Origin of the sequence: Segeticoccus rhizosphaerae (genome assembly GCF_005222685.1) — a bacterium.
Lineage (GTDB): Bacteria > Actinomycetota > Actinomycetes > Actinomycetales > Dermatophilaceae > Segeticoccus > Segeticoccus rhizosphaerae.
On sequence record NZ_SWMA01000048.1, the window covers coordinates 1 to 26435 of the forward strand.

The following is a 26435-nucleotide window of genomic DNA, read 5'->3' on the forward strand; positions in this document are numbered from 1 at the left end:
CCCAAGTTTCCCGTGCCGGACAGGCACTTCCGTGCATTACAGGCCCGTGTCAACCCCCGAACCATGAAACGGCGAGGCTAACCCACCACAGGCAACTCGAGACACAGGAGCACGTCATGTTTGTCCATCCCTACATCGCCCAGGCTTTGGCCGACGCGCACATCCAGCAACTCCGGCGAACCACCGGACCCCGCGCGAGGAGGCGACAGCTCGACCCGCGCCCCACGCGCTTGGCCACCCGGCTGGCACTCGTTCTGGAACCAGCCACACGTGCGCCAAGGCAACCCACGGCCTGCCCCACCTGCTGAGCCCTGCAGGCCTGCCGGACCCAATCCGGCGGGCCAGCATCCGGATCCGGGACGGCCTCGCCAGAGGCAGTCAACGAGTCCGACCGATCTCGTGCAGGGTCTCCGTGGCCCGCGCGATGACATCCGCCGCGTCGGGACGGTCGTCGGGGCTGCGCGGGCGCCAGACCGCACGCACGGTCGACCCCACGGTGATGGCGTCCGCACCGAGCTGGCGGGTGTCCTCCACCGGACGAGACAGACGACGTCCGCCCCGCAGCGCCCGGGCGTAGATAGCCAGGGTTCGGGGGGTGTAGATCCGCCACCACGGAGCCCGGCCGATGCCGAGCCGGCCGTAGAGGTCCCGGTCGGGGTCGGACAGGACCTCCCCCGGCCACCCCAGATGACGGGCGATCGCAGTGAGCGGGGCGATGGGGCTGAAGCCGACCAGGAGCAGCCCGATCCTCGGGTCACGCGGTTGCTGGTGCACCTGGACCAGGTGCTGCTGGCACGGCAGTCAATGACGATGCCGCAACATCACCAGGACATTGACTCCGGTGAGCTGCCTCAGCGGCATGGGGTGCCCCTGCGGCCCGGTGAGTGTCAGGTCGGCGAGATCCAGGTGCGGGTGCTTCAGGTCGGGCACGGCAGGCTCCTTGCTGGTCGGTCAGATGGCGCAGTTCACCGGTTGCGGGATGGTCCCGTCGGCCAGCCGCGCCGCGAGGAACCGCTCGGTCACCAGCCGCTTGCCCTCCGCGAGGGCCGTGCCCGGACCGGCCAGGTGCATGTCCGGGCTGCTGGCCACGTCGGCGCCGGCAGGGTGCCAGTGCAGCCCGTCGGTGGTGACGGTGAGCTCGGGGATGCTGCTGTCGTCGCCGATCTCGACGCCGCCGGCCGATGCGCCACGACGCAGCAGGGGACGGACAACCAGGTGGTCGGCAGGGACGCCGATCCGCTCCAGCAGCGCGGCGACGGCCGGGACCTCGGCGCGATTCTTCTCGGTCTCGGTCAGCGCCACCAGAGGTGGATGACCGAGGTCGGCGAGGCGTGCGATGCCCTCGATGGTGCGCTGCCAGGAGCCGGTCCCCCGGTGCGCATCGTGGGTGGCGGCGAGGGCTCCGTCCAGAGAGGTCTGAATGGTCAGGGGCCGGTCGATCAGCTCGGTCAGTCGGGCGAGTCGGCGGCCGCGCAGCAGCATCGCGTTGGTCAGCAGGGTGGTCGGTAGCGCGGCGGTGGCGGTCTCGAGCAGCTCGGGAAGGTCGGGGTGCAGCAGCGGCTCACCACCGGTGAGGTAGAGCTCGGTGAATCCCTCCGCCACCGCCTCCTCGACCCGGTACCGGAAGGTTTGCGGTGTCAGAGTCCGTGGCGCGGCGCGGGGTGAGGACGCCACCGCGCAGTAGTCGCAGGAGAGGTTGCAGTGGAAGTTGGTGTAGAGCCACAGCCGTGCGGGGAACCACGTCGTGCCGAACAGCGGGGTGACGGGGCGGGTGTCCCCGCCGAGGGGTTCGGGCGGCGCCCACCCGTCGGTGGATTTCGCGGAGCCCGCCGCTGGCTCGTCGCGGTAGAGGTGGTACCTGCCACGCGCCCGCTCCACCGGCGGCAGCACCTCCAGGCAGGTGGTCCACCACCCGGTCTCGATGGTCTCCACGAACAGCTCGGGCAGACCTGCGGCGCGCATGGATCTGGCCTGCGCCCGCCAGTCGTAGGCCAGGCGGACCAGCTCGGCGCGGGGCGCCCGGCGACCGAGGTCGAGGACGGCATACCAGACGCTGGTGCGGCCGTCGTTGGCCGGCTTGCCGATGACACCGACATTGACGACCAGGGTGGCTCCGACACGGCGCTGCCAGGGCAGCCCGCTGTGGGTGCACAAGATCACGTCGGCACCACTGGCGGCCACCCGCTGCCGGTGCTGCTCCTCGGTGCGCGACTCCCACCAGAAGTCGTTGAGGGCCAGGGGCGATCCGTGCACCAGGTGCACGTCGGTGCCACCGATCCGCAGCCGGCGCTGCGTGGGCAGGCCGCCCATCCAGGCGGCGAAGCGCCGGCCGGTGTGAGCCAGGGTGTGGTCGTAGATCAGCTGGGCGAAGGCGTTGTCCCGTGGATCGTGGTAGCCGCAGCCGCAGTCCGGGTCGGCGCGCGCGATGGCCACGTCGTAGTTCCCGGCGACGCACACCACGTCGTTGCTGCTCAGGATCGGCCACAGCCCGTCCACGTCCGCGCCGAACCCGCCGAGGTCGCCCAGGCAGTAGAGCCGCTCGCACCCGTGTCGTCGAGCGTCGTCCACAAAGGCCTGCAACGCATAGGGGTTGGCGTACGCGCCACCGCAGACGGCGATTCTCATGCCCGGCCCCCGGCGACGCTCACGGGTGGCTCGGGGGCCAGCTCCTCCAGCGAACGGCGAGCCGCCTCGGCGCCACCGCGCAGGGCGAACGCGGCCATGGCTGCGGCACCGACCAGCCAGAAGGCCACCACCAGCGCATAGGACACGAACGCGCCGATGGCGGTGGCGAGCCCCGGCAGCACCAGGGCGCCAGCGATCGCACCGACCCGGCCGACGCCGACGGACAGGCCGACGCCGGCGCCGCGCAGGTGGGTGGGGAACAGCTCGGTGAACGTCGGGTATGCCGTGGTCCACGCCGCGATGCCCGCGGCACTGGCGAGCATGAATGCCGCCGTGACCCACCCGCCGTCCCCGGTCGCGGTGGCCACGGCGAGCACGACCACCGCACATGCGGAGGCGGTGTAGCTGCCGATAACCGTGGCCCGTCGCCCGATCCGGTCGATCAGCAGGCTCATCGCGAGTCCGCCGGCCAGGCCGCCGAGGTTGCCCAGGATGTAGAAGAACGGGATCTCGCGTTGGCTGATGTCCACCTGGGGCAGCACCACCACCGACAGCAGCGCGAACAGCCCGTAGTAACCGAACGCCTCGGCCAGGTCGAGCAGCGAGCCGAGCACCAATCGCCCCGGGTATCGTGTCAGCAGCTCGTGCAGGGCGGCCCGGACCACCGGGCGGCCGGGCGGCGCTGCCGGCATTGCGAAGTTGCGGCCGTGGCCAGCTGTGACACCCGAGGCGGTCTCCAGGCCGGCCACGACGCGCTCAGCCTCGGTGTGCCGCCCACGCGAGGCCAGCCACCGGGGCGACTCCGGGATCCGGCGCCGGAAGACCAGCACCACCAGCGCGATCAGCCCACCGAGCAGGAACAGGTAGCGCCACGACACCGACGTCCCCACGGCTGCGGTGTTCAGCAGGAGGAAGGCCAGCACGGCGGCCAGGATTGCCCCCATCGGCCAGAAGCTCATCACGACGACGTTGGCACGGCCACGAGTGCGAGCGGGGATGAACTCGGCGATGGCGGCATTGACGATCGCGTACTCGGCGCCCACCCCCAGCGCGGCCAGGAAACGCAGCACATAGACCACCCCCAGGCTTGGTGCCAGCCCGGTCAAGACCGTGAATCCCGCGTACCACGAGAGGGTCAGGACGAACAGGCGCCGCCGCCCGAACCGGTCGGTCAACGGCCCCCCGGCCACCGCCCCGAGCAGGATGCCCACCAGCCACACCGCGAGCACGCCGTCGCGCTCGGTCACCGAGGCACCGAAGGTGTCCCCCAGCGGTCCGATCGCGGTGGAGAACAGCTGGACCTCGAAGGAGTCGAACAGCCACCCCGCCCCGAGTGCGAGCATGATGCTGGTGTGCCGCGCGCCCCACGGCAACCGGTCCAGCCGGGCGCCGAGTCCGGCGGTCTCAAGCCGGTTCATGGGCGCTGTGCCGAGGCCAGTGTGCTCGACCGGTGGCCGGGGCGCCAGGAGTCCCAGTGGCCCGGTCCGGCGCGATAGCGTCGTGCAGTCTCGGCGGGGTCGGCACCGCACAGGTGACGGACCTTGAGGTACTGCATGAACGCGACCATCGGCCACGTCCCGTGGACGTCGAAGCGTCGCGACGACGCGGTGGACATCGCTGGTATGACGACCAGCTCGCCCACCCGGCGCAGCCGCCGGCAGACCTCCAGGTCCTCCATCAGCGGCAGGTCGGGGAAGCCGCCGACAGCCTCGAGCGCGTCCCGCCGCACGAACATCGTCTGGTCGCCGAAGATCCAGCCCAGCCGGCGGGCGCGGAGGTTTGAGGTCCAGGCCAGGTAGCTCAGACCCGGCGAGCGGCGGTCGAAGCGCAGGGTCAGACCGCCGCCGACCACTCCCGGCCGGCGCAGCTCGCGCAATAGCTGTGGCAGTGCGGCGGATTCGGTGACAGTGTCGACGTGGTGCACCCATAGTGTCTGGCCGGCTGCAGCCTCGGCGGCAGCGTTCAGCAGCGGCCCGCGACCCCCGCCGGTTTCGACGACCTTCGCCCAGCGCAGCGCCAGCTCGGCCGTGCCGTCGGTGCTGCCGCCGTCGGCAACGACCAGCTCACATGCGGGGAAGTCGCGCGCCAGCCGGTGCAGGCACGCCTCGATGCGGTCGGCCTCGTCCAGCGCCGGAATGAGCACGGACACCTGCGGATCCGCCGTCATGACTGCACCGCCGACGGGACCAGGTGTGCCGCGATCACGGCCGGAAGGGCAGGGTCGGCCAGCAGCGCGGCGGCGTCCTCGGGGGTGTCCAGATCGCGAAGGGTGGGCAGCAGCTGCCAACGCACGCGGACGTCATACAGCTGCTGCTGGGTCGCGGCGAGGACACCGTCCCCGCCCCACAGGAGGGGATCGATGCCGAACACCGCCGGGATCGGGCGGGCCAGTCCGGCCAGGTAGTAGCCGCCGTCCAGGGCAGGCCCGAGCACCGCGTCGGCGCCCTCGCGCAATGTCGTGGCCGCCGCCGTCAGCAGGTCGCCGGCCAGGGTCGGCGCGTCGGTGCCGATGACCAGCACCGGTCCCGGCTGCTCGCGGTGCACCTGCCGCACCGCCGCGAGCATGCGCCGCCCGAGATCGCCGGTCGCCTGCCGCCGTACCCGGGCCAGCGGAGGCAGGACGCCACCGGCTTCCTCGGACCACACCGGGTCGTCGAGGAAGACGAACAGCGGTAGGCCACTGTCGACCACCACGGTGCAGGTGCGGGTGATCAGTGCACGCTGCAGACGGGCGCACCCGTCGGGTCCGAGCAGAGGACCCAACCGGGTCTTGACCCGTCCCGGGACGGGCACCTTGGCCATGACGGCGACGGCAGTCACGGCCCGACCCGGTGCACGACGCCGGCCCCCGTGAGGTCGCCGACGTGCGGCAGCGCACGTTCGACCAGCCGCGCCAGGTGTGTCGCGCTGTCGGCCAGCCGGGCCAGCAGCGCCTGGACCGGCTCCGGCTCGCTGGCCACCCCGTTGGCGTAGTCGGTGACGAACCCCACCAGCGCCAAGGGAAGTCCGGCCTCGCCGGCGAGGACCACCTCGGGCCCGGCGGTCTGGCTGACCGCGGTGACGCCAACCTGGGCCAGCGCCGCGATCTCCGTGCGCGTGTTGAACCGCGGACCGTCGACGTGCCCGTAGCAGCCGCCGTCGTGGACGGTCGAGAGGATCCCGGCGTCCGGGTGTCCTTGCAGCAAGGCCTGCCGCAGCGGTTCGCTGAACGGGCGGTCGAAGATCCAGTGGCCTCGCCCCGCCGCGCCCGGCTGATCGAACCAGGTGCAGGCGCTGCCGTCGGGCAGCCGGTTGGTCGGGAAGTACAGGTCGTCGAAGACCACCAGCGTGCCCGGCTCCAGGGTCGGGTCGACCGCCCCGCAGACGGTCACGGCGATGACCGCGTCGACCCCCTCGCCCAGCAAGGCGGCCAGGTTCGCTTTGTGGGTCACCTGGTGGGACAACCGCTCGTGGGCCGGGCCGTGGCGGGAGACCTGCACCACTTCGGCACCCGCGACGGTCCCCTCGACCACGTCCACCGGTCCGTGCTCGGTGGCGACGGTGCGCCGCGCAGCGTCATGCAGGCCCGGCCAATCATGGGCACCGGAGCCGGTGAGCAGCCCTATCCGCATACGCCACCCCCACACGCCGAACCGCCACGCGCCTCAGCAGCCACGCCCGCGGCGGCGGCGCGCCGCCGGACCTGCACGATCGGCAGCTGCCGGCGCAGCTCGGCGTTCTCGGCCGGGTCGAGCACGCTGTGTTGGACGCAAGCCGGGACCAGCTTCCCGGTCTCCGGGTGCGCCATCGCGTAATGGCACGCCGCCAGCCGCTCCTGCGTTTCCCGGATGTGCGGGTCGTTGCTGGTCCGCCCCTGCTGCATCAGCGCCCAGGCAGGGTCGACATCCGCGGCATCCATGAACTGGTGCATCACGAACGTCACTGGCCGCACCCGGCGTTGGCGCAACGACTCACGCAGCCCGACCCGACGCACGGTCCGGAGCAACCAACGCGCCCCGATCACCGGTACCCCCGGGTGCCGGGCCATCACTCGAACCAGCTTGATCGCCAACGTGACTGGTGGAGTGCCAGTGAAGTTGACGCGACCCAGGTAGGTGAAGAACGCGTCGCGGGTGCGCAGGTCCCGCGGGTCGGCACCGTCCAGGAAGGGATACCACCGGTCGCCGACGTAGAAGCCGTAGGCCGTGCGGTTGCAGCGCACGTCGCCGTGCTCGAACACGTGGTAGTCCAATGCCGTTCCGGCTCCCCGCTCGATCTGCGCCCAGACCGCATCCGGTGTCGCGTCCCGGTAGTCCTCGTGCCAGCGCCGGTCATCGCCGACGAACGCCGCCGGCTGGAACGAGAACATCCCGAAACCCATGCCGTGGCTGGAGGTGATCACGCCGGCGACCTCGGAAAGGTTGGCCGGGGTCACCGTCATGTTGTGCGCCAGGAAGAAGCGCACCCCGTGCTCGCGACGCAACCGCACGAACATGTCCGCAAACCGCTGCCGGTAGGGATTCAGGGCGGCCTCGCTGCCCGGTCGCTCGATGCCCCGTCGGCCGAACATCAGCTTGTCGAAGTGTGCCGCGAACGACAGCCGGTCGAACCGGCGGTGCCCGTCCGGGCCCAGAGCCAGCCGCCGCAGGTAGTCCTCGTCGAAATCCCCGTGCGTGAAGCTCATCGGCTCCCGCCCCTGCTCACGCATCACCGCCAGGGCGGCCGCGTGGTCATCCGGGGACAGCAAGGTCACCTCTCCCCCGATCAGCTGCGCATGGGCCCGTGGGCCGCGCTCGCGTCGCAACAGCTGCATCTGTGCGCTGATCTGCGTCACCGTGTGACCGCCGTCCACCCGCACCCGGTTGGCGTCCCTCGAGTGGTAGCACGGCGTGCACGCCAGGTTGCACTTCGGAAACACGCCGTGAGTCCCCTCGCAACCCACGCCGTGACGGCCCATCACCTGCCCAGGGGTGCGCACCACCTCCGGCAGCCCGGCCCACCGGCGCTCCATCGCCTCCGCGAACTCCGGATCGACCGGCCGGGTCGACCGCTCCCACGCCCGCAACGCCGCTGCCAGCCTCATCGCCGCACCTCCACGGGTCGGTGAACTTCTCCACTCGGGTAGGGAAACCCGGTCGCTGCCCCGAATCCATCCACCCGGGCGGAAGGAATCGCCGCCCTCGCCGGGTTACCCGATGGTCAGCGACCACCTCTGGAGAGGAAATCATGCCTCGCATTCCTGTGCACACTGTCGACACCGCGCCCGCGCCCGCCCAGGACACCCTGTCAGGGTTGGAGCAGAAGATGGGCAAAGGGCGGCCCTGGACCAGGGTTGGTCCGACGAACAGCTCGCCGAGGCCTTCGCCCACGTGGTCGTGAACCTGTTCACCAACTACTTCAACCACGACGCCGGCACCGAGCTGGTGGCGCGGGCCACGATCACGCCGCAGGCCTACCCTCGGGACACGGCGGCCGCGTGGAACGGGGCCCCGGGACTCAACTCGCGGAAGGGCACGGATGAAGGCATCAGCCGACCTGCTGGTCGTGGGCGGTGGGACCGCCGGCCTTGTCAGCGCCAGGACCGCGGCCGGGCTCGGTGCGCGCGTGCTGCTGGTCGAACGCGGTCGCACCGGCGGTGACTGTCTGTGGACCGGCTGCGTGCCCTCCAAGTCGCTGCTGGCCGCCGCCGCGGCCGCCGCCGGTGCCCGCGACGCCACCCGGCTCGGCGTGCACGCGGAGCGAGTGCGGATCGACTTCCCTGCCGTCATGGACCATGTGCACTCGGCCATCGACCACATCGAGCCGACCGACTCCCCCGCGTCCTTGCGTCGGGCCGGAGTGCGGGTGGAGACCGGCGAGTTTTGCTTCACCGGAACGGCGTCCGGCACGGTCGCCGGCCGCCCGATCCGCTTCGACCAGGCGATCATCGCCACCGGCTCCGCGCCGCTGGTGCCGAAGCTGCCCGGCCTGTCGGGACTTGACTACCTGACCAGCGACACCCTGTGGGACCTGCGGGCACTCCCACCGCGGATGGCGGTGCTCGGCGGCGGCAACATCGGTTGCGAGCTCGGCCAGGCGTTCGCCCGGCTGGGCAGCCAGGTCACGATCATCGAGGCCACCGGAAGGCTGCTCCCCCGGGAGGATCCGGCGGCCTCGGCACTGGTCGAGGATGCGTTGGCGAGGGACGGCGCCCGAGTGCTCACCGGCACGGGAGTCACCGGCGTCATCCCCACCGACGCTGCCGGCTCTGCCGGCGGCCGGCTGGTCCTGCAGGACGGCACCACGGTGGGGTTCAGTCACCTGCTGGTCGCAGTCGGCCGTTCCCCGCGCAGCGCCCACCTGGGGCTCGACGCCGCGGGGGTGGAGTGCGACCAGCGTGGCCACGTCCGCGTCGATGCGCAACTGCGCACGACCACCGCCCGGATCTGGGCGGCCGGAGACATCACCGGCCACCCGCAGTTCACCCACCTGGCAGGTGCGCACGCCAGCCTTGCCGCCAGCAACGCCGTGCTGGGGCTGCGCCGTCGGATCGACCCGACCATGCCGCGCGTGACCTTCACCCAACCGGAGGTGGCCGCGGTCGGGGTCAGCACCGCAGGGCCCCCAGACGGCGTCCGTTTGCGGTCCTGGTCGCTGACCGAGGTCGACCGGGCCGTCACGGACGCCACCACGGCCGGGTTCACCACGATCGCCACCGACGCCAAGGGCCGGGTGCTGGGAGCCACCGTGGTCGGCCCCCGCGCCGGAGAGGCCCTGGCCGAGCTGACCCTGGCGGTGCGTCACCGGATGCGGATCCGGGACCTGGCCGGCACCACCCATCCCTACCCCACCTACGCCGACGCCGGCTGGAACGCCGCCATCGCTGACGTCCGCGCGAGCCTCACCCGCCCCCCGCTGTCCACGATCGTCCGCACGGCGTCCACGGCACGACGCCACTGGGTCCACGCCCGGGCCCGCCTCAGCTCCCCGCTCGGCGGTCTGAACGGACTACCGCCGCGGAAGCGGTGAGGGCCGGTCGGCCGATCCGGCTCCCCCTCAGCGCCATTTCGCACCCCAGGGAAGGAAAGCCGCCGCCAGCGGGTTCCGCCGGTGTGGCCCCTGCCCCGTCCCCGGACTCAGAGCCGACACCCGACGCTGCCGGCAGCACCGACCGGCAGGCCCGTTACGACAGTGTCGTCCTGCCGCAGATCGCGGTCATGCTGCGCGTCGCGACCACCATCACCAGCCAGCCCGCAGACGCCGAGGACCTGGTCCAGGAGACACTCCTGCGCGCTTGGCGCGGTCTGGACCGCTTCGACGGTCAACACCCTCGCGCCTGGCTGCTCACCATCCTGCGCCACGCCGAGATCAACCGACACCGGCGCCGGCGGCCAAGCCTGCTGGACGACCCCGCAGACGCGACCGAACGGCACCTGGCACCCGTCGTCCCCTCGGCCGAGCAGCAGGTCATGGACAGAGCCTTCGACAGCGTCGTCGAAGCTGCGCTGATCGACCTGCCCACCCAGCTGCGCGCCGTGGTGATCCTCATCGATGTCGACCAGCTCAGCTACGCCGAAGCCGCCGCGGCCCTCGGCGTCCCGGAGGGCACGATCACCAGCCGGCTGCACCGAGCCCGCAAACGTATCCGCAGTCGCATCAGCAAAGCCGGCCTCACCCCTCGGAGACACCCATGAACAACCTGGCCATGCACCGACGCATGCTCGGCGACTCCCTGGTCACCAGCTGCCTGCAGACCCGGCGGCACCTCCAGCGCTACCTGGACGGCGAGGCCGACCCCGCCCTCGCCGAGCGCATCACCCGGCACCTCGACGCCTGCCGCGCCTGCGGACTCCAAGCCCACATCTACCAACAGATCAAGACCGCCGTGTGCCGGCACGCCACCGAACCGCCCGCAGAGGCCCTCGAACGGCTCACCGCCTTCGCGGAGGCACTACCCCGCCAGCGGACCTGAACAGTCCCCTACTCGGTTGCCGAGAGTATGCGGCAGACGTCTGCCTCGGTGCAGTCGGCGGGGCTGAGGCGGTGGCTGCGTTCGATGAGCTGCTCAAGCTCTGCTGCCAAGGCGGCGAGATCGCGCATGCGGGCGCGCAGGTCGGCGAGCTTGCCCTCGATCAGGGCCGTGACGTGGGCGCACGGGACGTTGCCGTCGTCGCGAAGATCGAGGATGCCGCCGATCTCGGCGAGGGTCAGGCCGGCCGCCTGGGCGGCGCGGATGAAACTCAAACGGTTGCGCGTGGCTTCGTCATAGAAGCGATAGCCGTTGGGGCCGCGTGCGGGTTCGGGCAACAGCCCGCGGCGCTCGTAGAACCTGATCGTCGGGCTGGACGTGCCCGCCGCATCGGCGAGTTCTCCGATCAGCATGCGGTCCACTCTAGCCCTTGACCTTGCACCACAGTTCAGGGTTTACGTTCGTTGGCATGCACACACCAACCGGCCTGGTCGGGGCGCCCACGCTGCCACGGCTCCGAGCGGCACTCACCACCGCGACGGGGAGGGCCTGATGGGTCGCAACTATGACCTTGTGGTGGTCGGCGCCGGGATGGCCGGTGTCTCCGCGGCCGACAAATGCGCCTCGCAGGGCTGGAAGGTCGCGATCGTCGACGCCCTGCCCTACGGCGGGACCTGCGCGCTGCGCGGATGCGACCCGAAGAAGATTCTGCGCCGCGGTGCAGAGATCATCGACGGCGCCCGCCTGATGCGGGGCAAGGGCATCGACGACGATGGCCTGTCGATCAATTGGGCCGACCTGATCAAGCACAAGCACGGCTTTACCGACCCGGTGCCGCGCAACATCGAGGACCGGCTGGCCGGGAAGGGCGTCGACACGCTCCACGGCTTGGTCCGGTTCACCGGCAGCAACAGCATTCAGGTCGGCGACAGCGCCTACACAGGCGAGCATTTCCTGATCGCCACCGGCGCCCGCCCACGGCCGCTGGACTTTCCCGGCGCCACGCACCTGATCGACAGCACGGAGTTTTTGGACCTGGGGGTACTGCCCCCGCGAATCCTGTTCGTCGGCGGTGGCTTCGTCTCTTTCGAGTTCGCTCACATCTGTGCACGGGCGAACAGCACGCCAGTCATCATCGACCGCGGATCGCGCCCACTGAAGGCGTTCGACCCGGACCTCGTCGAGCTCTTGGTCGCCCGCAGCGAGGCAGCAGGGATCGCACTGGAGCGCGGAACCAGCATCGAATTCATCGACAAGAGCGCGACCGGTTACCAGGTTCGGCTCGTACGGGCCGGCCAGGTGGAGACCCGGGAGTTCGACCTGGTCGTCCACGGCGCCGGCCGCATCCCCGACCTGTCGAGCCTGGACCTCGACGCGGCCGGCGTGGCGTGGAACCAGCACGGGGTGCAGGTCACCGGTCACCTTCAAAGCACCACCAACCCTGCGGTCTACGCCGCCGGCGACGCTGCCAACAGCCCCGGGATGCCACTCACCCCGGTTGCGGTCTTCGAAGGCAAGGTCGCGGCATCGAACATGCTCAAGGGCGCCACCATGGTGCCCGACTACGCCGGTGTCCCGACCGGCGTGTTCACCATTCCCGAGCTCACCCGAGTGGGCATGCTCGAACACGAAGCCAGAGAGCGCGGCATCGATGTCGACGTCCGCTACAGCGACACCAGCGGCTGGTATTCGAGCTACCGGGTCGGCGAGACCACCGCCGCCGCCAAGATCCTCATCAACCGCGCCAGCGACCAGATCGTCGGCGCCCACCTGCTCGGCCCCGACTACGGCGAACTTGTCAACCTCCTCGCCCTCGCGATGAAACTAGACCTCACCAGCCGCCAGCTGAAGTCGATGACAGCCCTGTACCCCACCGTCGGTTCAGACCTCGGCTCCTTGCTCTGACTTCGCAAGGCGGTTCGGACGAACTCGACCGGGCCCGTGGGCGCCGAAGAGACCGTGAAAGCGTAAGGATGGGAGACATGAACATCGACGCCGAGACACTGACCACGAGGTATGACCAGGTCCGCTCCTACACCGAGGATCTGGCAGCCCCGCTCTCCGCGGAGGACCAGACCGTGCAGTCGATGCCGGATACTTCCCCAACCAAGTGGCACCGCGCTCACGTGACGTGGTTTTTCGAGACTTTCGTGCTGGCAGGGCACGAACCCGACTTCGCGAAATTCCACGACGAGTACTGGTTCTTGTTCAACAGCTACTACGAGTCCGTCGGGCCCCGCTATGCGCGCCCGATGCGAGGCGTGATCTCCCGCCCCGGCGCGAAGGATGTCGGGGTCTACCGGGACAACGTCGACGGCCGGATGCGTGATCTGCTCGGCCGCCTCGACGACGGGGCCCTGTCCGAGCTCGCCCCGACGATCGAGCTCGGCTTTCATCATGAGCAACAGCACCAGGAGCTGCTGCTCATGGACATCAAGCACGTGCTCTCGCTCAATCCACTGCAGCCGTCGTATGCCGGCGGGCCGGTGGGAGGCGCAACCGGACCGCTCGGGTGGCGCGAGTACGAAGGCGGTTTGGTCGAGATCGGTCATCAAACCTCCGGGGGAGACTTTTGCTTCGACAATGAGCTTCCTCTGCACCAGGAGTTCCTGGCGCCCTATCGTCTGGCGGATCGGCTGGTGACCAACGGCGAGTGGCTGGCATTCATGGCGGACGGTGGCTACTCCCGCTCCGAGTTCTGGTTCTCCGACGGGTGGTCGCGTGTGGGCACCGACGGATGGCGGGCGCCGTTCTACTGGACGGAGCGCGACGGGGTGTGGCTTGAGCACACCCTGACCGGCACCAGGCCTGTCGACCCGGAGCTTCCGGTGTGCCATGTCAGCCACTATGAGGCGGACGCGTATGCCGCGTGGGCCGGCAAGCGTCTGCCCACGGAGGCCGAGTGGGAGCACGCCGCCCAGCTGGAAGACCAGTCGACGGTGATGGCATCGGCGAACCTGGCCGATCGCCGGGCTTGGCATCCGCGACCGGCCGGGCCGGCGACCGGGGGCCTGCGGCAGGTGTTCGGCGACTGCTGGGAGTGGACCACCTCGGCCTACCTCGGCTATCCCGGCTACCACCCACCGAGCGGAGCGATCGGCGAATACAACGGCAAGTTCATGTCCGGGCAAATGGTGCTGCGGGGCGGGTGTGCCCTGACGCCCCCCGGACACATACGCTCGTCCTACCGCAACTTCTTTCCCCCCGGGGCACGTTGGCCGGTCACCGGAGTCCGCCTCGCCGACGCTCGATAAGATGGTCTCGGTCCGGTCTCCAGGCGTTGCCACGGACCAGGGCCGTTGCCGCACCCGGCAGACCGATCACGCACGAGCGCCCGAAGTGATCGGATCGAGGCGGCTGAGTGCGGCGGGTTTCATCGGGACACAACGGTTTTGCGGAGGTCGTGACCGGCTCCGGCCAGCCACGCAGGGCAGCCGCGGAGAGGCGCGCCGGAGCATCTGGTGCCGTCGGAACGAGTTTGGCGGTCGCCGCGGCAGTCGCGTTCGCGAGTTCGGGTCCGTTGGCGAAGTCGGTCATGGACGCCGGTGTGGGGTCGGGACAGCTCACCTGGCTGCGGATCGGCTTGGCCGCGGTGCTGGCGCTTGTCAACGCCCTCGCGCTGCGTCCGGGATCCCTACGATTTCACGGTCGCGACTGGGTCGAGATGCTCGGCTTCGGGCTCTTTGGGGTCGCGGGTGCACAGTGGTTCTTCTTCGCAGCCGTAGCGCGGCTGCCGGTCGCTGTAGCAATGCTGCTGGAGGCAACCGCTCCTGTGTTCGTCGCCTTGTGGGTGCGGTTCGTGCGTCGGCGCCGCTTGCCCGTGGCGGTGTGGTTGGGCATCGGATTGGCCATCGCCGGTCTGGCAGCGGCGGCCCAGGTGTGGCAGGTGGGCACTCTGGACGCGATCGGTGTGCTCGAGGGACTCGGCTCAGCACTGTGCGCGGCCGGGTATTTCCTGATCGGACAGCGGGTGGTCACCACCTGTGACCCGCTCGGCGTCCTCACGGTGAGCCTGCTGATCGGACTTCTCGCGGTCAGCTTCACCATCCCTCCGTGGACCGTCCCCTTCAGCGGTCTTGACGCGTCGGCACTGCTGGGCGGCGTCGTCCTGCCCGTCTGGTTCGTGATCACGATGCTTGCCGTGGTCTCGACGGTGGTCCCCTACCTGTGTGGGCTGGCCTCGCTGCGACATCTCCCACCCTCGGCGGCCAGCGTGCTCGGCCTGCTGGAGCCGGGGGTGGCAGCCGTGTTGGCATGGTGGCTGCTGGGGCAGTCACTGACGGCGCCCCAACTCCTCGGCGGTTTGGCCGTTCTGGCCGGCGCGGCCGTGGTTCAAGTGGCCATCCACCGACGGGCCGGCACGCCCCTGCATGTCACCAACCACCGCGATCGCCACCACACCAGATAGGACGAGGGTCTGCTCATCGTGGAAGGCTTCGGCGCAGGACGAGGGGGAGGAAGGCCGCCAGGGCCATCGTCTGGGCCACGGCGGTGAATAGGACCGTCGCGCTGACCGAGACCTCGTAGAGGGCGCCGACCGCGGCGGAGCCGGCGAGCCAGGCGAGTCCGTAGACAGCGGTGAATACGCCGTAGCCGGTGCCGCGGCGCTCGGCGGGGACAAGGTCGGCGATGGCGGCCTTCATGGTGGACTCATGCATGCCCATCGCGGCGCCCCAGACGATGGCGCCGGCCCAGATCAGGGCGGCGTTGGTGGAGAAGGACAGGGCCGGGATCGGCGCCGCCAGGAGGGGCAGGACGATCAGGCCACGCAGTCCGATGCGGTCGTAGACCCATCCGGAGGCGAGTGCGGCGATCGCATCGACGCCCATGGCGACGGCATAGACGATCGGGATCTGGTAGCTGGGGATCACGTGCTTCACCTGCAGGTGGTAGGCCAGCACGGCGAAGGTGGCGAACCCGGCCATGGTCAGCGCGGTGAAGATGCTGTAGCCCCAGAACCCGGCCGAGAAATGCCACAGCGAACCATGCGACGGCGCCGGCGCCGCAGCGGATCGTGCCGCGTCCTCCTCGTAGTCGTGGGGGTGTGGGGCCGCGCGGCGCAGCACGGCCAGCACCACCAGGGCGGCCGCGCCCGGGACGGCCAGCACCGCGAAGCCGAGCCGGTACCCGGACACGGCGACCATGCCGGCGACTACCAAGGGGCCGATGACGGCACCGAACTGGTCGAGTGCCTCCTGGATCGCGAACGCACGTCCCCGTCCGAGGCTGTGGCTGGCCGCGGCCATCATCGTGCCCTTGGCCGGGCTGCGGACCGCCTTGCCGAAGCGCTCCCCGATGACCAGCACGCCCGCCTGCCAGAGCAACTGACTCGCAGCCAGGAGCGGGACGGCGACGATGGTGATCGCGTAGCCGGCGATGGTGATCGGCCAGGGGCGGCGGGTGCGGTCGGCCAGCGGCCCGGTGGCCAGCCGGAAGACCAGCGCGACCGCCTCACCGGCGCCGGTGAGCACCCCGACGACGACTGCACTGGCCCCTAGCGTTGCCAGGTAGGGGCCGATGACCGACCGGGCGCCCTCATAGACGAAGTCGCCCAGGCCCGCGACCACCCCGAAGCCGAGCACGAAGCGCATCGGGCTCAACCGGTTTCGGCGCCCGTCATGTGCCGACGGCCCCGAAGGAGACGGTTCGGCCGACGTCTGGTCCATCTGGCCGGTCCTTCCTGCCGCGGTCCGTGGTGGGCCCGGGGACCCCGTCCCGGACAGGGCCGTGCGGTCAGCCGGTCTGGTGGGGCAGTTCCCGGGCCCCGAGCCGTAGGTGCTCGGTGTGGTAGACGGCCTGGTCGAGCAGCTCGGCGACGTGGTCGTCATACAGGCTGTAGGTGATGCTGCGCCCGTGTCGCTCGCCCTCGACCAGCCCCAGGTGGCGCAGCAGCCGCAGCTGGTGGGAGACCGCGGACTGTTCCATCCCCACCTGCTCGGCGAGCTCACCGACGCTGGCCGGTGACTGGCGCAACCGGGCCAGGATCAGCAGCCGGCTCGGCGTCGTCAGCGCCTGCAAGGTGGCGGCCACGGTCTTGGCGGTGGCCCCGTCGAGCACCGCCGGACCGACCCTGCCGCGCACCCCGTGACCCATACCGCGCAGTGTACCAAGCACGGATTGGGTGAACACTTCTTCATGTATGCCTGTTATCGTGGCCGGGTGTTGACGAGACCAGACAGCCCTCTGCCGCTAGTCGCCGACCGCGTGGTCATGGCTGCTCGGGACCGGTGCGCGCCCGGGGTCACCACACCTCGTGCCGGCGTGGCTGTTGATGACTGAGTCACGCGCAACCACCGAGCACGCCACGACGGCGCCTGCGGGCCCGGCGCAGGTCGGACCACAGGGCTGGTGGGGCAGGATCGACCGCGGCGACCTGGTCCGCACCACCGTGGTGGCGGGCTTCGTCGTGGGTGTCGCCGTGCTCGATCGCACTGGCGCACCGCCGGCGGTGGTGGCCGCGGCCGCGGTGGTCGGACTGCTGATCGGGTGCTGGCCGATCCTGGCCGAGGCGTGGGGTGACGTCCGCGACCGTCGGATGAGCATGGAGTTGTCGATGCTGATCGCGATCGCGGCCGCGGCGGCGATCGGGGTTTGGGTGACCGCGCTGGTGATCACCGTGTTCGTGCTCGCCGCGGAGATCCTGGAGGACCTGTCGCTGGACCGTGGCCGGGACGCGCTGACCGACCTGATGGCGTTCCTGCCGACCACGGTGGACGTCGTTGACGGTGAGGGCGTCACCTCGGTGCCGCTGTCCGCGCTGGCGCCGGGGAAGGTGGTGGTCGTCTCGCCCGGAGGTGGCGTCCCGGTGGACGGGACGGTCGTGGCCGGGGCCTCCAGCTTGGACCAGTCCCGGATCACCGGTGAGTCGATGCCGGTGGACGTGCGGGTCGGCTCGTCGGTGTATGCCGGGTCGGTCAATCAGACCGGCGCGCTGCAGGTCCGTGCCGAGCGGGTGGGCGCGGACTCCTCCTACGGCCAGATCGTGGAGACGGTCCGCGCCGCGCAGTCCGCACAGACCCCGGCCCAGCGGTGGGCCGACAGGTTCGCCGCCTGGCTGGTCTACCTCGCCCTGGCCGGCGCCACCGTGACGTACCTGGTCACCCGGGACTGGCAGCCCACGATCTCTGTCGTCGTGGTCGCCGGTGCCTGCGGGATCGCCGCGGGCACACCGCTGGCCTCGCTCGCCGCGATCGGCCGGGCGGCCCGCTCCGGGGCGTTCATCAAGGCAGGCACCTACCTGGAGCGGCTCTCGACGGTCGACACCGTCGTGTTCGACAAGACAGGCACCCTGACCACCGGTGTGCTGCGAGTCACTGACGTGCGGCCTGCCGACGGCATCACCGTCGACGGCCTGCTCGCCGCGACGGCCGGAGCCGAGTGGTACTCCGAGCACCCCATCGGAAGGGCGATCACCGGACACGCCGCCGACCGGGGACTGCCCGTTCGCGCAGCAGCCGACTTCGACTACCAACCCGGCCACGGGGTCATCGCCACCGTCGACGGCCACCGCGTGCGGGCAGGCAACACGCGCCTCGTCCCCGAGGCAACCACCCCCACCCAGGACAATGGCGGCGGCAGCGCGGTCCACGTTGCCATCGGTGACCGCTATGCCGGCTCCATCCTGGTGGCCGACACCGTCCGTGCCTCGTCCCGGCAGGCCGTGGCCGACCTACACCGGCTCGGGCTGCAGACGGTGATGATCACCGGCGACACCGCCCAGACCGCACAGGCTGTCGCCCACGAGGTCGGCATCGACGAGGTCCACGCCGAGCTCCTGCCAGCGGACAAGGCCGGCCACGTCCAAGCACTCCGCCAGTCCGGGCGCCGGCTGGCCATGGTCGGCGACGGAGTCAACGACGCCCCCTCCCTCGCGAAGGCGGACGTGGGCATCGCGATGGGAACCGGCACCGACATCGCCCGGGAAACTGCCGACGTCATCCTGATCAGCGCGGATCTGGCCGACCTGACCCAGACCCTGCGGATCGCGCGCCGGGCCAGGCGGATCGTGCTGGCCAACTTCATCGGCACCATCGCCGTCGACCTGGTCGGCATGGCCCTGGCCGCCCTGGGCATCCTCGGGCCCGTCCTGGCCGCCATTGTCCACGTCGGCAGCGAATCCGCCTTCATCCTCAACTCCGCCCGCCTCGTCCCCGGCCGCCAGGCTCCCCGAAGCACCGCCCTTCCAGACCAGGTGCGAGCGTCACCTGGCGCGCAGCGCTGACCAACCGGCACAGCACGAGCCGCACCGGTCACGACCCCTCAGCGCTGAGTGGGCCGGGCGTCAGCGGGGGCGCGACACGGCGGCGAACAATTCTTCGCGACCACTACATCTAGGTAGTTGCATGGGTGTGATTTCCGCATATAGTGGTGCTCGCAGCTGGTTCGGCGACTCAGCCAGAGTCGTCGTCGTAAGAGGGAACCCGGTGAGAATCCGGGACTGCCCCGCAACGGTAAGTGCTCCAGGAGCGCTGAGTCCGACACCTGCCAGTGCTCACCGTCATCGGTGAGGTCCGCGACCTCGAGGGAAGGTCAGAGGATCGATGGAGTCGTCGCTCCTTCCTCCTGTCGTGGATGCGCTCATCGCCCCACTGACGAGAGGACAGAGGGCATGATCGACACCACGGATCTCCCGATCCGAACCGAGAAGTCCGCCTACGTCTTCGACTACACCATGGCCGAAGACCTGGCGAAGAAGCAGCGCAGCATCTTCTGGACCGCTGAGGAGATCCCGGTCGAGAACGACAAGCAGGACTTCTTGGTCAACATGACCCCCGCTGAGCAGGCGGCGGTCAAGACGACCTTGAAGCTGTTCACCATCTACGAGCTGATCCTCGGTGGCGAGGTGTGGGGCGACCGCATTTTCCATGCGTTCCCACGGCCCGAGATCCAGATGATGACCAACGCCTTCTCGTTCGCAGAGTTGAACATGCACGCGCCGTTCTACTCGAAGCTGAACAAGACGCTGATGATCGACACCGAGGAGTTCTACGACTCCTACAAGAACGACCCGGTGCTGGCCGACCGTATCCAGTTCGTGTGGGATGCCATCGGCGAGGAGGACCTGCTGTATGCACTCAGCGTGTTCACGCTGATGGAGAACTGTGTCCTCTACTCCAACTTCGCCTTCCTCAAACACTTCCAGTCCGGTGGCAAGAACCTGGTTCAGAACGTCATCAGCGGCATCAACTTCTCTGCTCGTGACGAGAACCTGCACGCCACCGGCGGCGCCTGGCTCTTCAACACCACCCTTGGCGAGTACGAGGCCACAGTCTCGCGTGACAAGTTCGAGGCCGAGCGCGACGACCTGTTCGCCCGGGTCCGCAAGGTCGCCGAGTGCCTCTACGCCCACGAGGCCCGCATCGTGGAGATGCTCTTCGCGCACGGGCCGATCGCCTGCATCGAGCAGGCCGACCTGGAGGCCTTCGTGAAGTCCCGGGTCAACATGACGCTGGGAAACATGCGGATGGAGCCGTTGTTCGAGATCGAGTCGAACCCCATCGCCGAATGGTTCTACAACGGCATCAACGGCACGCAGTTCCACGACTTCTTCCAGGTCACCGGCAACGAGTACAACCGCACCATCGGAGAGACGGAGTTCGAGTTCTGATGGCTGACAACAACTGGGAGACGCTCTCCTCGGAGCGTAAGGCGCTGCAGGCGCAGGGCACCGTGCCGGGCTTCATGACCACCGCCGGCTATGCCATGTTCAAGGCGAAGTACACAGTCGCCGGGCAGAGCGTCCGCGAGCGGTATGAGACGATCGCCGCGACCGCAGGCAAGCTGGCCGACGGGCTGTATGCCCGGGAGAACGGCAGGTCCTGGACCGAGCTCTTCTTCGAGGCCATCTGGAACGGCTGGCTTTCCCCATCGACCCCGGTCCTGGCCAACCTCGGCACCAACCGCGGTCTGCCGGTCTCGTGCGAGGGCTCCTATGTCGAGGACTCCGTCTGGGGCTTCTACGACACCCTCAAGGAGGCTGCGATCCTGTCCCAAAACGGATTCGGCACCTCGGCCTACCTCGGCGACATCCGCCCCCGCGGCGCGAAGTTCTCCGACAATGGCAGGGCCAACGGCGTCGTCCCGGTCTTCTGCAACTTCGTCGAGATGACCAACCAGATCAGCCAAGGCGCGACCCGCCGAGGCTCCTGGGCGGGCTACCTGCCGGTGGACCATCCCGACTTCTTCGAGCTCGCCGACCTGATCTTCCGCGAGCCGGCCAACAGGAACGTCGGCTGGATCTTCAGCCAGGCCTTCATCGACCGCATGCTCGCCGGCGACAAGGACGCCCTGGAGCGGTACCAGCGCGTCCTGAAGATCCGCGTCGTGCTCGGCAAGGGTTACATCTGGAAGGTCGACACGGTCAACGAGATGCAGACCGAGTCCTACAAGACCAACGGCCTGAAGAACAAGGCGTCGAACCTCTGCTCGGAGATCACGCTGTTCAGTGACGAGGAGCACTCCTACACCTGCGTGCTCTCCTCGCTGAACCTCTCGACATACGACGAATGGAAGGAACAGGACACCGCGTACGTCGCATGCGTCTTCCTCGACGCCGTCGCCGAGGCGTTCCTGCGCAAGGCCCGTACCATCCGCGGACTGGAGCGCGCGGTGCGCTACACCGAGAAGGCCCGCAGCCTCGGTCTCGGGGTCATGGGCTACCACGACTACCTGCAGAAGCAGCGGATCGGGTTCGAGTCCGACAAGGCGGCCGCGCTCAACAAGGACATCTTCGAGCACATCCACGCCCGTGCCGACGCCGCATCGCGATGGATGGGCGAAAAGGCCGGCGTGCCGCCGTGGTGTGTAGGCCGACGCAACTCCCACCTGATGGCGATCGCTCCCACGATGAGCACGGCGGTGATCGTGGGCGGCACCAGCCAGGGCATCGAGCCCTACGTGGCCAACGTGTGGAACCAGACCACCTCAGCGGGCGAGATGCCCCGGGCGAACCAGAACCTTGTCGAGCTCATGAAGGACCGCGGTCTCTACGGCCAGAGCCACATCGACGACATCGTCAACCACGGCGGCTCCGTCCAGCACGTCGACTGGCTCGACGACCAGGAGAAGGACGTCTTCAAGACCGCCTATGAGATCGACCAGGAGATCCTGCTCGACCGTGCCGCCGACCGGCAGGTCTTCATCGACCAGTCGCAGTCACTCAACCTGTTCTTCCAGGCCGATGCCTCCCCGCAGTACATCAGCAAGATCCACAAGAAGGCTCTACTCGACCCCAACATCAAGAGCCTCTACTACCTCCGCTCGCGCGCCGGTATCCAAGCTAGCAAGCAGAAGGGAACAGCATCATGAATGAGGACACCACCACCGCGGACATCGACACGGACGCACTGGACGGCCTCACCTGGGACGACTGGACCCCGGCAGCAATCTGCGCCATCGAGAACGGCGTCGACTGCGCCGCCTGCGAGGGGTGAGCCGGTCGTCGAACGGCAACCGGGGCCGGTGGTGTGCTCGGTCATCCCGGGTGTGGTGAGGTCGTCCGTCCGGTCAGACGCCCAGATGTACCGGGCATGTCAGGCATTTGGCCTCCCAAGTTTGCTTGGTATTTCCAACCATAAGTACTTGGTTTTTCCAAGTCGCTTGCGCTGGGGCGCCGCACTGCTCAGCCCGCCCCTCGCGCGCGCCGCGCGCAAAGCGCGCCGCATCGGGCTGGACCTCCAGCTCGATCGCGGCTTCGCCAACCAACTGCCCTATCCAGAAGCCAGCTTCGACCGCGTGCTGTCCGCCCTGATGTTCCACCACCTCGACGTCACGACTCGCGTGAAGGCGTTGCGCGAGATGCTCCGCCCGCTGCGCTCCGGGGGGTCGCTACATCTCGTCGACTTCGGTGGCAACAGCCAACACCTGCACGGGCTGGCCCGCATCGCACGCCGCAGCCACAAGCTGAAAGACAACTGGGAAGATCGCATCCCGACGCTGATGCGCGAGGCAGGACTGCGCGAGCCAGCACAGATCGCTCAACTCACCAAGCCCATCGCACCCCTGGCCTACTACCGCGCCAGCCGCGCACATTGATCACCGCGGCCATGAGTTCTCCGACTCCTCGGGCGCAACGGCCCACCCGCTCAGCTGCGTGCCACCGAGCGCACAACCTTTGGCCCCTCCAGTCCCGTGGGCCGATCCGCAACGGGGCGATGCTTCGGCTGGGCCGCTAGAGCAGCGTCAGTTGAGTAGCTTGGTGTTGGAGAGCCTGCCGCCGCGCGTGGGGTCAGGTCAGCGTGCCGGTGGCGTAGGCGTGGCTGGTGGCCACGATGCCGGAGACGACGTCGAGCTCTGCCTCGTCGCGGGGGCCGTAGATCATCACCATGCCGCGGGCCAGCCGGATGCCCGCCAGCGGGTGCGCCACGGCCCATCCTCGTGCAACGGCGTCGGCGGAGAGCACCGGCGGAAGCGCCAGGTGCAGCGACCCGTCATGGCCGGGGTGGAGGTGGGCAAACTCCCCGGCTCGAGGCACCAGGAACGCATCCGGGGGCACACCTGTCCCGCGGGCGACCATGAACCCCCGCGCGCCAGGCACCGAGATCGCCGACTGGCGTGTGGAGACCCCGGGCAGCCCGGTGATTCGCTCCCACAACCGCTCTTGGAGCGCGGGTGGGCTGTTGTCGGTGCGCTGCTCCTGCGGGATCGTCCACGACACCTCCGGTCGGACGCCAGCCCGGCTCGGGAGCGCTCCATGCGGCAGGTGCGACCATGCGGTAGGACCGGGGTCCAGCGGGCTACGGCGGGAGAGGAACTCCAGGCGCTCGCCGATCCATCCGCCGAGCTCAGCGACGGTCCGGGCGGTGATGCCGTGGCCGCCCGGGTCGCGTCGGGCGTACGGCGGCGCGCCGGACTCGCCCAGCAGGTAGGACCAGGTGCGGCCCAACAGCTCACGGGGGATCACGGTGTCGGCCTCGCCCTGGGCGACAAACACCGGCACGCCGCACAACCGGGCCGGTGTCACCGGGACGCCGACGTCGAACGGCAGGGTGCCGTACAGGATCGCCGCGGAGGCGAACCGCCGAGGGTCGTCGAGCACCAGCCCACCGGCGAACGCGGCGCCCCCACTGAATCCGACCAGGACCACCGGCCGACCAGCCGGGGCGACCTCGTCGATCCAAGACCGGAACCACGCCATCGTCTCGGCCAGCGACTCCGCGACCGGGCGACCGATGCCGCGGTTGGCAAACCACGCGTAGCCCCCGCCCTCCGCGATGGGCGCCCGGACTGCGGCGTATGACGGCCCGGTCGGCAGGTGGGCGGCGAGGCCGATGATTCCGGCCTCGTCAGAGCCCCGTCCGTGCAGCAGCACGACCAACGGCTGAGCCGGGTCATTGGGAGCGGCCCACACCACCACCGGTTCGGCGAAGACGGTCACGACGTGACTCCCTCGGTTGTCTCGGCCTCGAGCCCGATGCGGCCGGCGGTGCGGACCCCCGACCAGCGGGCGAGCTCGGCGTCGAGGTTGAGGGCGTCGATGGGGGCGGCGTTCTCGTACGCGCCCCACGCTTGCCGCGGCAGCATCCACATGATCTCGAACTCGTTGCCGTCAGGGTCGGCGCCGTAGACGCTCTTGGTGGCGCCATGGCTGGACTCCCCGGTGTAGGCGCCGGCCTCGACCAGCGACTGCCGGGCGGCGGCGAGCTCCTCGACGGTGTCGAGCTGCCAGGCCAGGTGGTACAGCCCGATCCCGCCGCGGCGCTTCGGCGGCGCGGACGAACCGACCCCGAACAGGCCGAGGTCGTGGTGGTTCCCTGAACGGGGCAGCCGCAGGAACGCCGCGCTTGCGCGGGGCTCCCGGACGACGACCTGCATCCCGAACACGCTGGTGTAGAAGCTCTCAGCACGTTCGAGGTCGGCGACGAACAGCACCGCGTGGTTGAGACGGACCGGTGAGAACGACATGATGAGTGACTCCTTCAGCAGCGTGCGGGATGAGGTCGCCGGTGGCGTGGCTTCCGTGGCCGGTGCTCAGGCGGCCGTGTGGACGACGCGGTCGCGGCGCTCGGGCTGGCGAAACGTCAGGCGATGACGCCGAACCCACCGGTCCAAGAGACCTTCTCGGCCGCGGCGAGGGTGAGCTGGAGGAAGCCAGCCGCCTCGAGCTCGCGGGCACGCTTCAGCGCGCCGGCGTCCATGGCGTTGAGCCCGCCGGAGGTCACGACGTCGGCCAGGGTGGCCTTCGCGTCAGCGTCGTCGCCGGCAATCAGCACCGTGGTGGTGAGCGGGCCGACCGTGCCGGCCGCGAGCGTCCCCGCGAACGTGGTGTTGAACGCCTTCAGGACTCGCGACTGCGGCAGCGCCGCGGCGATCTCGGCCGCTGCAGAGCTGTCGGCAGGGACGACGAGGGAGTCGAAGGTCTCGAAGTTCAGCGGGTTGGTGATGTCGACGATGATCTTGCCAGCGAACTGGTCGCCCCGCTTGGCGAGAACGTCGCTGATGGCCGGGTAGGGAACGGCCAGGACGACGATGTCGCCGGTGACAGGGGTGTTGGTGTCGTTCTCGCCGAGCTGCTGGACGGAGTGGCCGCCCTTCGCGGCGACGGCTGCGATCGCCTGGCCCATGTTGCCGGTGCCGAGAATGGAGAGGTTCGTCATGAAGTGCTCCTGAGAGTGAGGTGTGGAGTGCGAAATGGTTGTTGTTTCAACTAACACTCTACACGCTTTGGTTGTTCCGTCAACTAACGGGTTAGACTCGGCCCATGAAGACTCAATGGCTCGACGAGCGCGAGCGCGCTGCGTGGTTGCGGCTGGTGGCGGTAGTGGAGCTGCTGCCTGGCCTACTGGACGCGCAGCTGCGCGCTCAGGCGGGATTGACGCACTTCGAGTACTTCGTGCTCGCGATGCTCTCGGAGGCGCCGGAGCACACCTTGCGGATGACCTCGCTGGCTCAGCGCACCAACGCCACGCTGCCGCGGCTCTCCCATGTGGTACGTCGCCTCGAGGACCGGGGGCTGGTGGAACGTCTGCCGTGTCCCGAGGACCGCCGTGCCACCAACGCGCGGCTCACCGACGAAGGGTGGGACGCCGTCGTCGCCGCTGCTCCCGGCCATGTCACCACCGTCCGCCGGTACATCCTCGACCCGCTCACACCTGAGCAGCTCGAGCAGTTGCGTGGCATCGGCGAGGCATTGCTGACCCGGCTGGACCCCGACCGCCTGATGACCGCGCTGTATGACCCGGAGAAGACGGGCAACAATTGTGGATCTGCTGCACGGATGTAGGGGGCATCGCGGCGTACGCGTCGCGCCGTCTCGTGAAGCTTCCGGACCTCACCGACTTCCGTCGGCCCGACTGAAGGTGGGCGGCCCTCACCCCAGGGGAAGGAGCGTTCTTGCTGCTTCGATCCCGTGGATCAGGATGTCGTCGCGGCGACTGGCCTGCCATGCCTGACGGGTGAGCTTCCACCGTTGGAGCTGGGCTCGCTCGCCTTGCCGTGTCGCCCAGTCCGTCCCGTTGGGTTCGTAGCCCAGCGTGCGCGAGACGGCGTTGGAGGGCTCGTTGTCGACGAACGCGTCACTGCCTGCCTCGCTGGCTCCCAAGCCGACGGCCTTCCCCTCGACGACGGCGATGAAGTAGAGCCGCCACATGTGCTCGTCGACCATGCCGCGGCGACGCCAGATGGCTCGCAACCAGCGGGCAACGCGGACACCCGGATCCTCCTCGTAGAACGACATCGGGTCGTCGTACGGGGCAGGCTGCGCGTGGGTCTTCCCTGCGCGAACCACCTCGGCCAGCTCGTCGAGGAGGTCGTCGGTCGCGAAACGCAGCTCGACAGCGGGAGAGCTCACTGCGAGGTCGAGCAGCGGGTGTCGACGGCGCTCGAAGATTGGACAGTTTCGGCGGTGAAAAGTGAACACTCGACCATTGGAGTGTGATCACTTTGG

At 69.4% G+C, this 26435-nt stretch carries 27 protein-coding genes and 1 riboswitch; of the genes, 12 read left to right on the forward strand and 15 right to left on the reverse strand.

Annotation, left to right across the window (positions count from 1 at the left end):
• Positions 1-378: 378 nt before the first annotated feature.
• The 8 genes from FCN22_RS19680 to FCN22_RS19710 are packed head-to-tail and all read right to left on the reverse strand — an operon-like array spanning position 379 to position 7687.
• Positions 379-774: a thioredoxin domain-containing protein gene (locus FCN22_RS19680; RefSeq protein WP_137123270.1), complete on the reverse strand. Its 396-nt coding sequence runs from the start codon at positions 772-774 to the stop codon at positions 379-381.
• Between the two features lie 27 nt (positions 775-801).
• A complete protein-coding gene (locus tag FCN22_RS22595) occupies positions 802-930 on the reverse strand; it encodes a hypothetical protein (protein ID WP_274381644.1) in 129 nt (42 codons plus the stop codon).
• 21 nt (positions 931-951) lie between these two features.
• Complete coding sequence (locus FCN22_RS19685) at positions 952-2625, reverse strand: radical SAM protein (RefSeq protein WP_137123271.1); 1674 nt, start codon at positions 2623-2625, stop codon at positions 952-954.
• Entirely contained in the window at positions 2622-4043 is a 1422-nt protein-coding gene (locus FCN22_RS19690) for an MFS transporter (protein ID WP_137123272.1), read from the reverse strand. Before FCN22_RS19690 ends, FCN22_RS19685 begins: the two co-directional genes overlap by 4 nt.
• Entirely contained in the window at positions 4040-4792 is a 753-nt protein-coding gene (locus FCN22_RS19695; protein ID WP_137123273.1) for a TIGR04283 family arsenosugar biosynthesis glycosyltransferase, read from the reverse strand. The genes FCN22_RS19690 and FCN22_RS19695 overlap by 4 nt, the downstream gene beginning before the upstream one ends.
• Entirely contained in the window at positions 4789-5445 is a 657-nt protein-coding gene (locus tag FCN22_RS19700; RefSeq protein ID WP_137123274.1) for a TIGR04282 family arsenosugar biosynthesis glycosyltransferase, read from the reverse strand. Before FCN22_RS19700 ends, FCN22_RS19695 begins: the two co-directional genes overlap by 4 nt.
• Positions 5442-6236 (reverse strand): MTAP family purine nucleoside phosphorylase, encoded by a 795-nt coding sequence (locus FCN22_RS19705; RefSeq protein WP_137123275.1) that lies wholly within the window; start codon positions 6234-6236, stop codon positions 5442-5444. The genes FCN22_RS19700 and FCN22_RS19705 overlap by 4 nt, the downstream gene beginning before the upstream one ends.
• Complete coding sequence (locus FCN22_RS19710; protein ID WP_202911702.1) at positions 6227-7687, reverse strand: hypothetical protein; 1461 nt, start codon at positions 7685-7687, stop codon at positions 6227-6229. Before FCN22_RS19710 ends, FCN22_RS19705 begins: the two co-directional genes overlap by 10 nt.
• Before the next feature lie 434 nt (positions 7688-8121).
• On the opposite strand from FCN22_RS19710, the gene FCN22_RS19720 reads away from it, so the two are divergent.
• From FCN22_RS19720 to FCN22_RS19730, 3 genes are all read left to right on the forward strand, one after another.
• The gene (locus FCN22_RS19720; RefSeq protein WP_137123276.1) at positions 8122-9612 is read left to right on the forward strand and encodes a dihydrolipoyl dehydrogenase family protein; all 1491 of its coding nucleotides are present in this window, start codon (positions 8122-8124) and stop codon (positions 9610-9612) included.
• Between the two features lie 83 nt (positions 9613-9695).
• Positions 9696-10277 carry an RNA polymerase sigma factor gene (locus tag FCN22_RS19725; RefSeq protein ID WP_202911703.1) on the forward strand — a complete coding sequence of 194 codons (582 nt, stop codon included), beginning with the start codon at positions 9696-9698 and terminating at the stop codon, positions 10275-10277.
• Positions 10274-10555, forward strand: a complete 282-nt coding sequence (locus FCN22_RS19730) for an anti-sigma factor family protein (protein ID WP_202911704.1) — start codon at positions 10274-10276, stop codon at positions 10553-10555. Before FCN22_RS19725 ends, FCN22_RS19730 begins: the two co-directional genes overlap by 4 nt.
• Before the next feature lie 8 nt (positions 10556-10563).
• On the opposite strand, the gene FCN22_RS19735 is transcribed toward FCN22_RS19730, so the two are convergent.
• The gene (locus tag FCN22_RS19735; RefSeq protein ID WP_137123277.1) at positions 10564-10965 is read right to left on the reverse strand and encodes a heavy metal-responsive transcriptional regulator; all 402 of its coding nucleotides are present in this window, start codon (positions 10963-10965) and stop codon (positions 10564-10566) included.
• Between the two features lie 139 nt (positions 10966-11104).
• Between FCN22_RS19735 and FCN22_RS19740 the strand changes: the two genes are divergently transcribed.
• The 3 genes from FCN22_RS19740 to FCN22_RS19750 all read left to right on the forward strand — a co-directional run bounded on the left by FCN22_RS19740 (position 11105) and on the right by FCN22_RS19750 (position 14960).
• Positions 11105-12457 (forward strand): dihydrolipoyl dehydrogenase family protein, encoded by a 1353-nt coding sequence (locus tag FCN22_RS19740; protein WP_137123278.1) that lies wholly within the window; start codon positions 11105-11107, stop codon positions 12455-12457.
• Between the two features lie 77 nt (positions 12458-12534).
• On the forward strand, positions 12535-13806 hold the full coding sequence (gene egtB / locus FCN22_RS19745) for an ergothioneine biosynthesis protein EgtB (RefSeq protein ID WP_137123279.1): 1272 nt from the start codon (positions 12535-12537) through the stop codon (positions 13804-13806).
• Between the two features lie 149 nt (positions 13807-13955).
• Positions 13956-14960: an EamA family transporter gene (locus FCN22_RS19750; protein WP_238384866.1), complete on the forward strand. Its 1005-nt coding sequence runs from the start codon at positions 13956-13958 to the stop codon at positions 14958-14960.
• Between the two features lie 13 nt (positions 14961-14973).
• On the opposite strand, the gene FCN22_RS19755 is transcribed toward FCN22_RS19750, so the two are convergent.
• Both FCN22_RS19755 and FCN22_RS19760 read right to left on the reverse strand, forming a co-directional pair.
• Complete coding sequence (locus FCN22_RS19755) at positions 14974-16218, reverse strand: MFS transporter (protein ID WP_137123280.1); 1245 nt, start codon at positions 16216-16218, stop codon at positions 14974-14976.
• Between the two features lie 67 nt (positions 16219-16285).
• The gene (locus tag FCN22_RS19760) at positions 16286-16645 is read right to left on the reverse strand and encodes an ArsR/SmtB family transcription factor (RefSeq protein ID WP_137123281.1); all 360 of its coding nucleotides are present in this window, start codon (positions 16643-16645) and stop codon (positions 16286-16288) included.
• A gap of 178 nt (positions 16646-16823) precedes the next feature.
• Here FCN22_RS19760 and FCN22_RS19765 point away from each other — a divergent pair, with 178 nt between their 5' ends.
• The 5 genes from FCN22_RS19765 (at position 16824) to FCN22_RS21710 (ending at position 22585) form a co-directional block, all read left to right on the forward strand.
• Positions 16824-18773 (forward strand): heavy metal translocating P-type ATPase, encoded by a 1950-nt coding sequence (locus FCN22_RS19765; protein WP_137123282.1) that lies wholly within the window; start codon positions 16824-16826, stop codon positions 18771-18773.
• A 140-nt stretch (positions 18774-18913) separates the two neighbouring features.
• Positions 18914-19055: riboswitch (cobalamin riboswitch) on the forward strand.
• A 105-nt stretch (positions 19056-19160) separates the two neighbouring features.
• Positions 19161-20159 carry a ribonucleotide-diphosphate reductase subunit beta gene (locus tag FCN22_RS19770; RefSeq protein ID WP_137123283.1) on the forward strand — a complete coding sequence of 333 codons (999 nt, stop codon included), beginning with the start codon at positions 19161-19163 and terminating at the stop codon, positions 20157-20159.
• Positions 20159-21859 (forward strand): ribonucleoside-diphosphate reductase subunit alpha, encoded by a 1701-nt coding sequence (locus FCN22_RS19775; protein WP_137123284.1) that lies wholly within the window; start codon positions 20159-20161, stop codon positions 21857-21859. The genes FCN22_RS19770 and FCN22_RS19775 overlap by 1 nt, the downstream gene beginning before the upstream one ends.
• The gene (locus FCN22_RS22600) at positions 21856-21984 is read left to right on the forward strand and encodes a hypothetical protein (RefSeq protein ID WP_274381646.1); all 129 of its coding nucleotides are present in this window, start codon (positions 21856-21858) and stop codon (positions 21982-21984) included. Before FCN22_RS19775 ends, FCN22_RS22600 begins: the two co-directional genes overlap by 4 nt.
• Before the next feature lie 148 nt (positions 21985-22132).
• Entirely contained in the window at positions 22133-22585 is a 453-nt protein-coding gene (locus tag FCN22_RS21710) for a class I SAM-dependent methyltransferase (RefSeq protein WP_162308265.1), read from the forward strand.
• A gap of 193 nt (positions 22586-22778) precedes the next feature.
• Here FCN22_RS21710 and FCN22_RS19785 read toward each other — a convergent pair whose 3' ends face one another.
• The 3 genes from FCN22_RS19785 to FCN22_RS19795 all read right to left on the reverse strand — a co-directional run bounded on the left by FCN22_RS19785 (position 22779) and on the right by FCN22_RS19795 (position 25146).
• A complete protein-coding gene (locus FCN22_RS19785; protein ID WP_137123286.1) occupies positions 22779-23927 on the reverse strand; it encodes a luciferase domain-containing protein in 1149 nt (382 codons plus the stop codon).
• The gene (locus FCN22_RS19790) at positions 23924-24454 is read right to left on the reverse strand and encodes a VOC family protein (RefSeq protein WP_137123287.1); all 531 of its coding nucleotides are present in this window, start codon (positions 24452-24454) and stop codon (positions 23924-23926) included. The genes FCN22_RS19785 and FCN22_RS19790 overlap by 4 nt, the downstream gene beginning before the upstream one ends.
• A 116-nt stretch (positions 24455-24570) precedes the next feature.
• Positions 24571-25146 (reverse strand): NADPH-dependent F420 reductase, encoded by a 576-nt coding sequence (locus FCN22_RS19795; protein ID WP_137123288.1) that lies wholly within the window; start codon positions 25144-25146, stop codon positions 24571-24573.
• Positions 25147-25250: 104 nt separating this feature from the next.
• Here FCN22_RS19795 and FCN22_RS19800 point away from each other — a divergent pair, with 104 nt between their 5' ends.
• Positions 25251-25772, forward strand: coding sequence for a MarR family winged helix-turn-helix transcriptional regulator (locus FCN22_RS19800; RefSeq protein WP_137123289.1), 522 nt, complete (start codon positions 25251-25253; stop codon positions 25770-25772).
• 87 nt (positions 25773-25859) lie between these two features.
• Here the strand turns inward: FCN22_RS19800 and FCN22_RS19805 are convergent, their stop codons facing one another.
• A complete protein-coding gene (locus tag FCN22_RS19805; RefSeq protein WP_202911707.1) occupies positions 25860-26408 on the reverse strand; it encodes a hypothetical protein in 549 nt (182 codons plus the stop codon).
• Positions 26409-26435 lie beyond the last annotated feature (27 nt).

What these genes read in the sequence shown, in the direction of transcription:
- FCN22_RS19685 (WP_137123271.1), bottom strand. Translation starts at nt 2,625, where the DNA reads ATGAGAATCGCCGTCTGCGGTGGCGCGTACGCCAACCCCTATGCGTTG.
- FCN22_RS19690 (WP_137123272.1), bottom strand. Translation starts at nt 4,043, where the DNA reads ATGAACCGGCTTGAGACCGCCGGACTCGGCGCCCGGCTGGACCGGTTG.
- FCN22_RS19695 (WP_137123273.1), bottom strand. Translation starts at nt 4,792, where the DNA reads ATGACGGCGGATCCGCAGGTGTCCGTGCTCATTCCGGCGCTGGACGAG.
- FCN22_RS19705 (WP_137123275.1), bottom strand. Translation starts at nt 6,236, where the DNA reads ATGCGGATAGGGCTGCTCACCGGCTCCGGTGCCCATGATTGGCCGGGC.
- FCN22_RS19710 (WP_202911702.1), bottom strand. Translation starts at nt 7,687, where the DNA reads ATGAGGCTGGCAGCGGCGTTGCGGGCGTGGGAGCGGTCGACCCGGCCG.
- FCN22_RS19720 (WP_137123276.1), top strand. Translation starts at nt 8,122, where the DNA reads ATGAAGGCATCAGCCGACCTGCTGGTCGTGGGCGGTGGGACCGCCGGC.
- FCN22_RS19730 (WP_202911704.1), top strand. Translation starts at nt 10,274, where the DNA reads ATGAACAACCTGGCCATGCACCGACGCATGCTCGGCGACTCCCTGGTC.
- FCN22_RS19735 (WP_137123277.1), bottom strand. Translation starts at nt 10,965, where the DNA reads ATGCTGATCGGAGAACTCGCCGATGCGGCGGGCACGTCCAGCCCGACG.
- FCN22_RS19740 (WP_137123278.1), top strand. Translation starts at nt 11,105, where the DNA reads ATGGGTCGCAACTATGACCTTGTGGTGGTCGGCGCCGGGATGGCCGGT.
- egtB (WP_137123279.1), top strand. Translation starts at nt 12,535, where the DNA reads ATGAACATCGACGCCGAGACACTGACCACGAGGTATGACCAGGTCCGC.
- FCN22_RS19755 (WP_137123280.1), bottom strand. Translation starts at nt 16,218, where the DNA reads ATGGACCAGACGTCGGCCGAACCGTCTCCTTCGGGGCCGTCGGCACAT.
- FCN22_RS19760 (WP_137123281.1), bottom strand. Translation starts at nt 16,645, where the DNA reads ATGGGTCACGGGGTGCGCGGCAGGGTCGGTCCGGCGGTGCTCGACGGG.
- FCN22_RS19765 (WP_137123282.1), top strand. Translation starts at nt 16,824, where the DNA reads ATGACTGAGTCACGCGCAACCACCGAGCACGCCACGACGGCGCCTGCG.
- FCN22_RS19770 (WP_137123283.1), top strand. Translation starts at nt 19,161, where the DNA reads ATGATCGACACCACGGATCTCCCGATCCGAACCGAGAAGTCCGCCTAC.
- FCN22_RS19775 (WP_137123284.1), top strand. Translation starts at nt 20,159, where the DNA reads ATGGCTGACAACAACTGGGAGACGCTCTCCTCGGAGCGTAAGGCGCTG.
- FCN22_RS22600 (WP_274381646.1), top strand. Translation starts at nt 21,856, where the DNA reads ATGAATGAGGACACCACCACCGCGGACATCGACACGGACGCACTGGAC.
- FCN22_RS19790 (WP_137123287.1), bottom strand. Translation starts at nt 24,454, where the DNA reads ATGTCGTTCTCACCGGTCCGTCTCAACCACGCGGTGCTGTTCGTCGCC.
- FCN22_RS19795 (WP_137123288.1), bottom strand. Translation starts at nt 25,146, where the DNA reads ATGACGAACCTCTCCATTCTCGGCACCGGCAACATGGGCCAGGCGATC.
- FCN22_RS19800 (WP_137123289.1), top strand. Translation starts at nt 25,251, where the DNA reads ATGAAGACTCAATGGCTCGACGAGCGCGAGCGCGCTGCGTGGTTGCGG.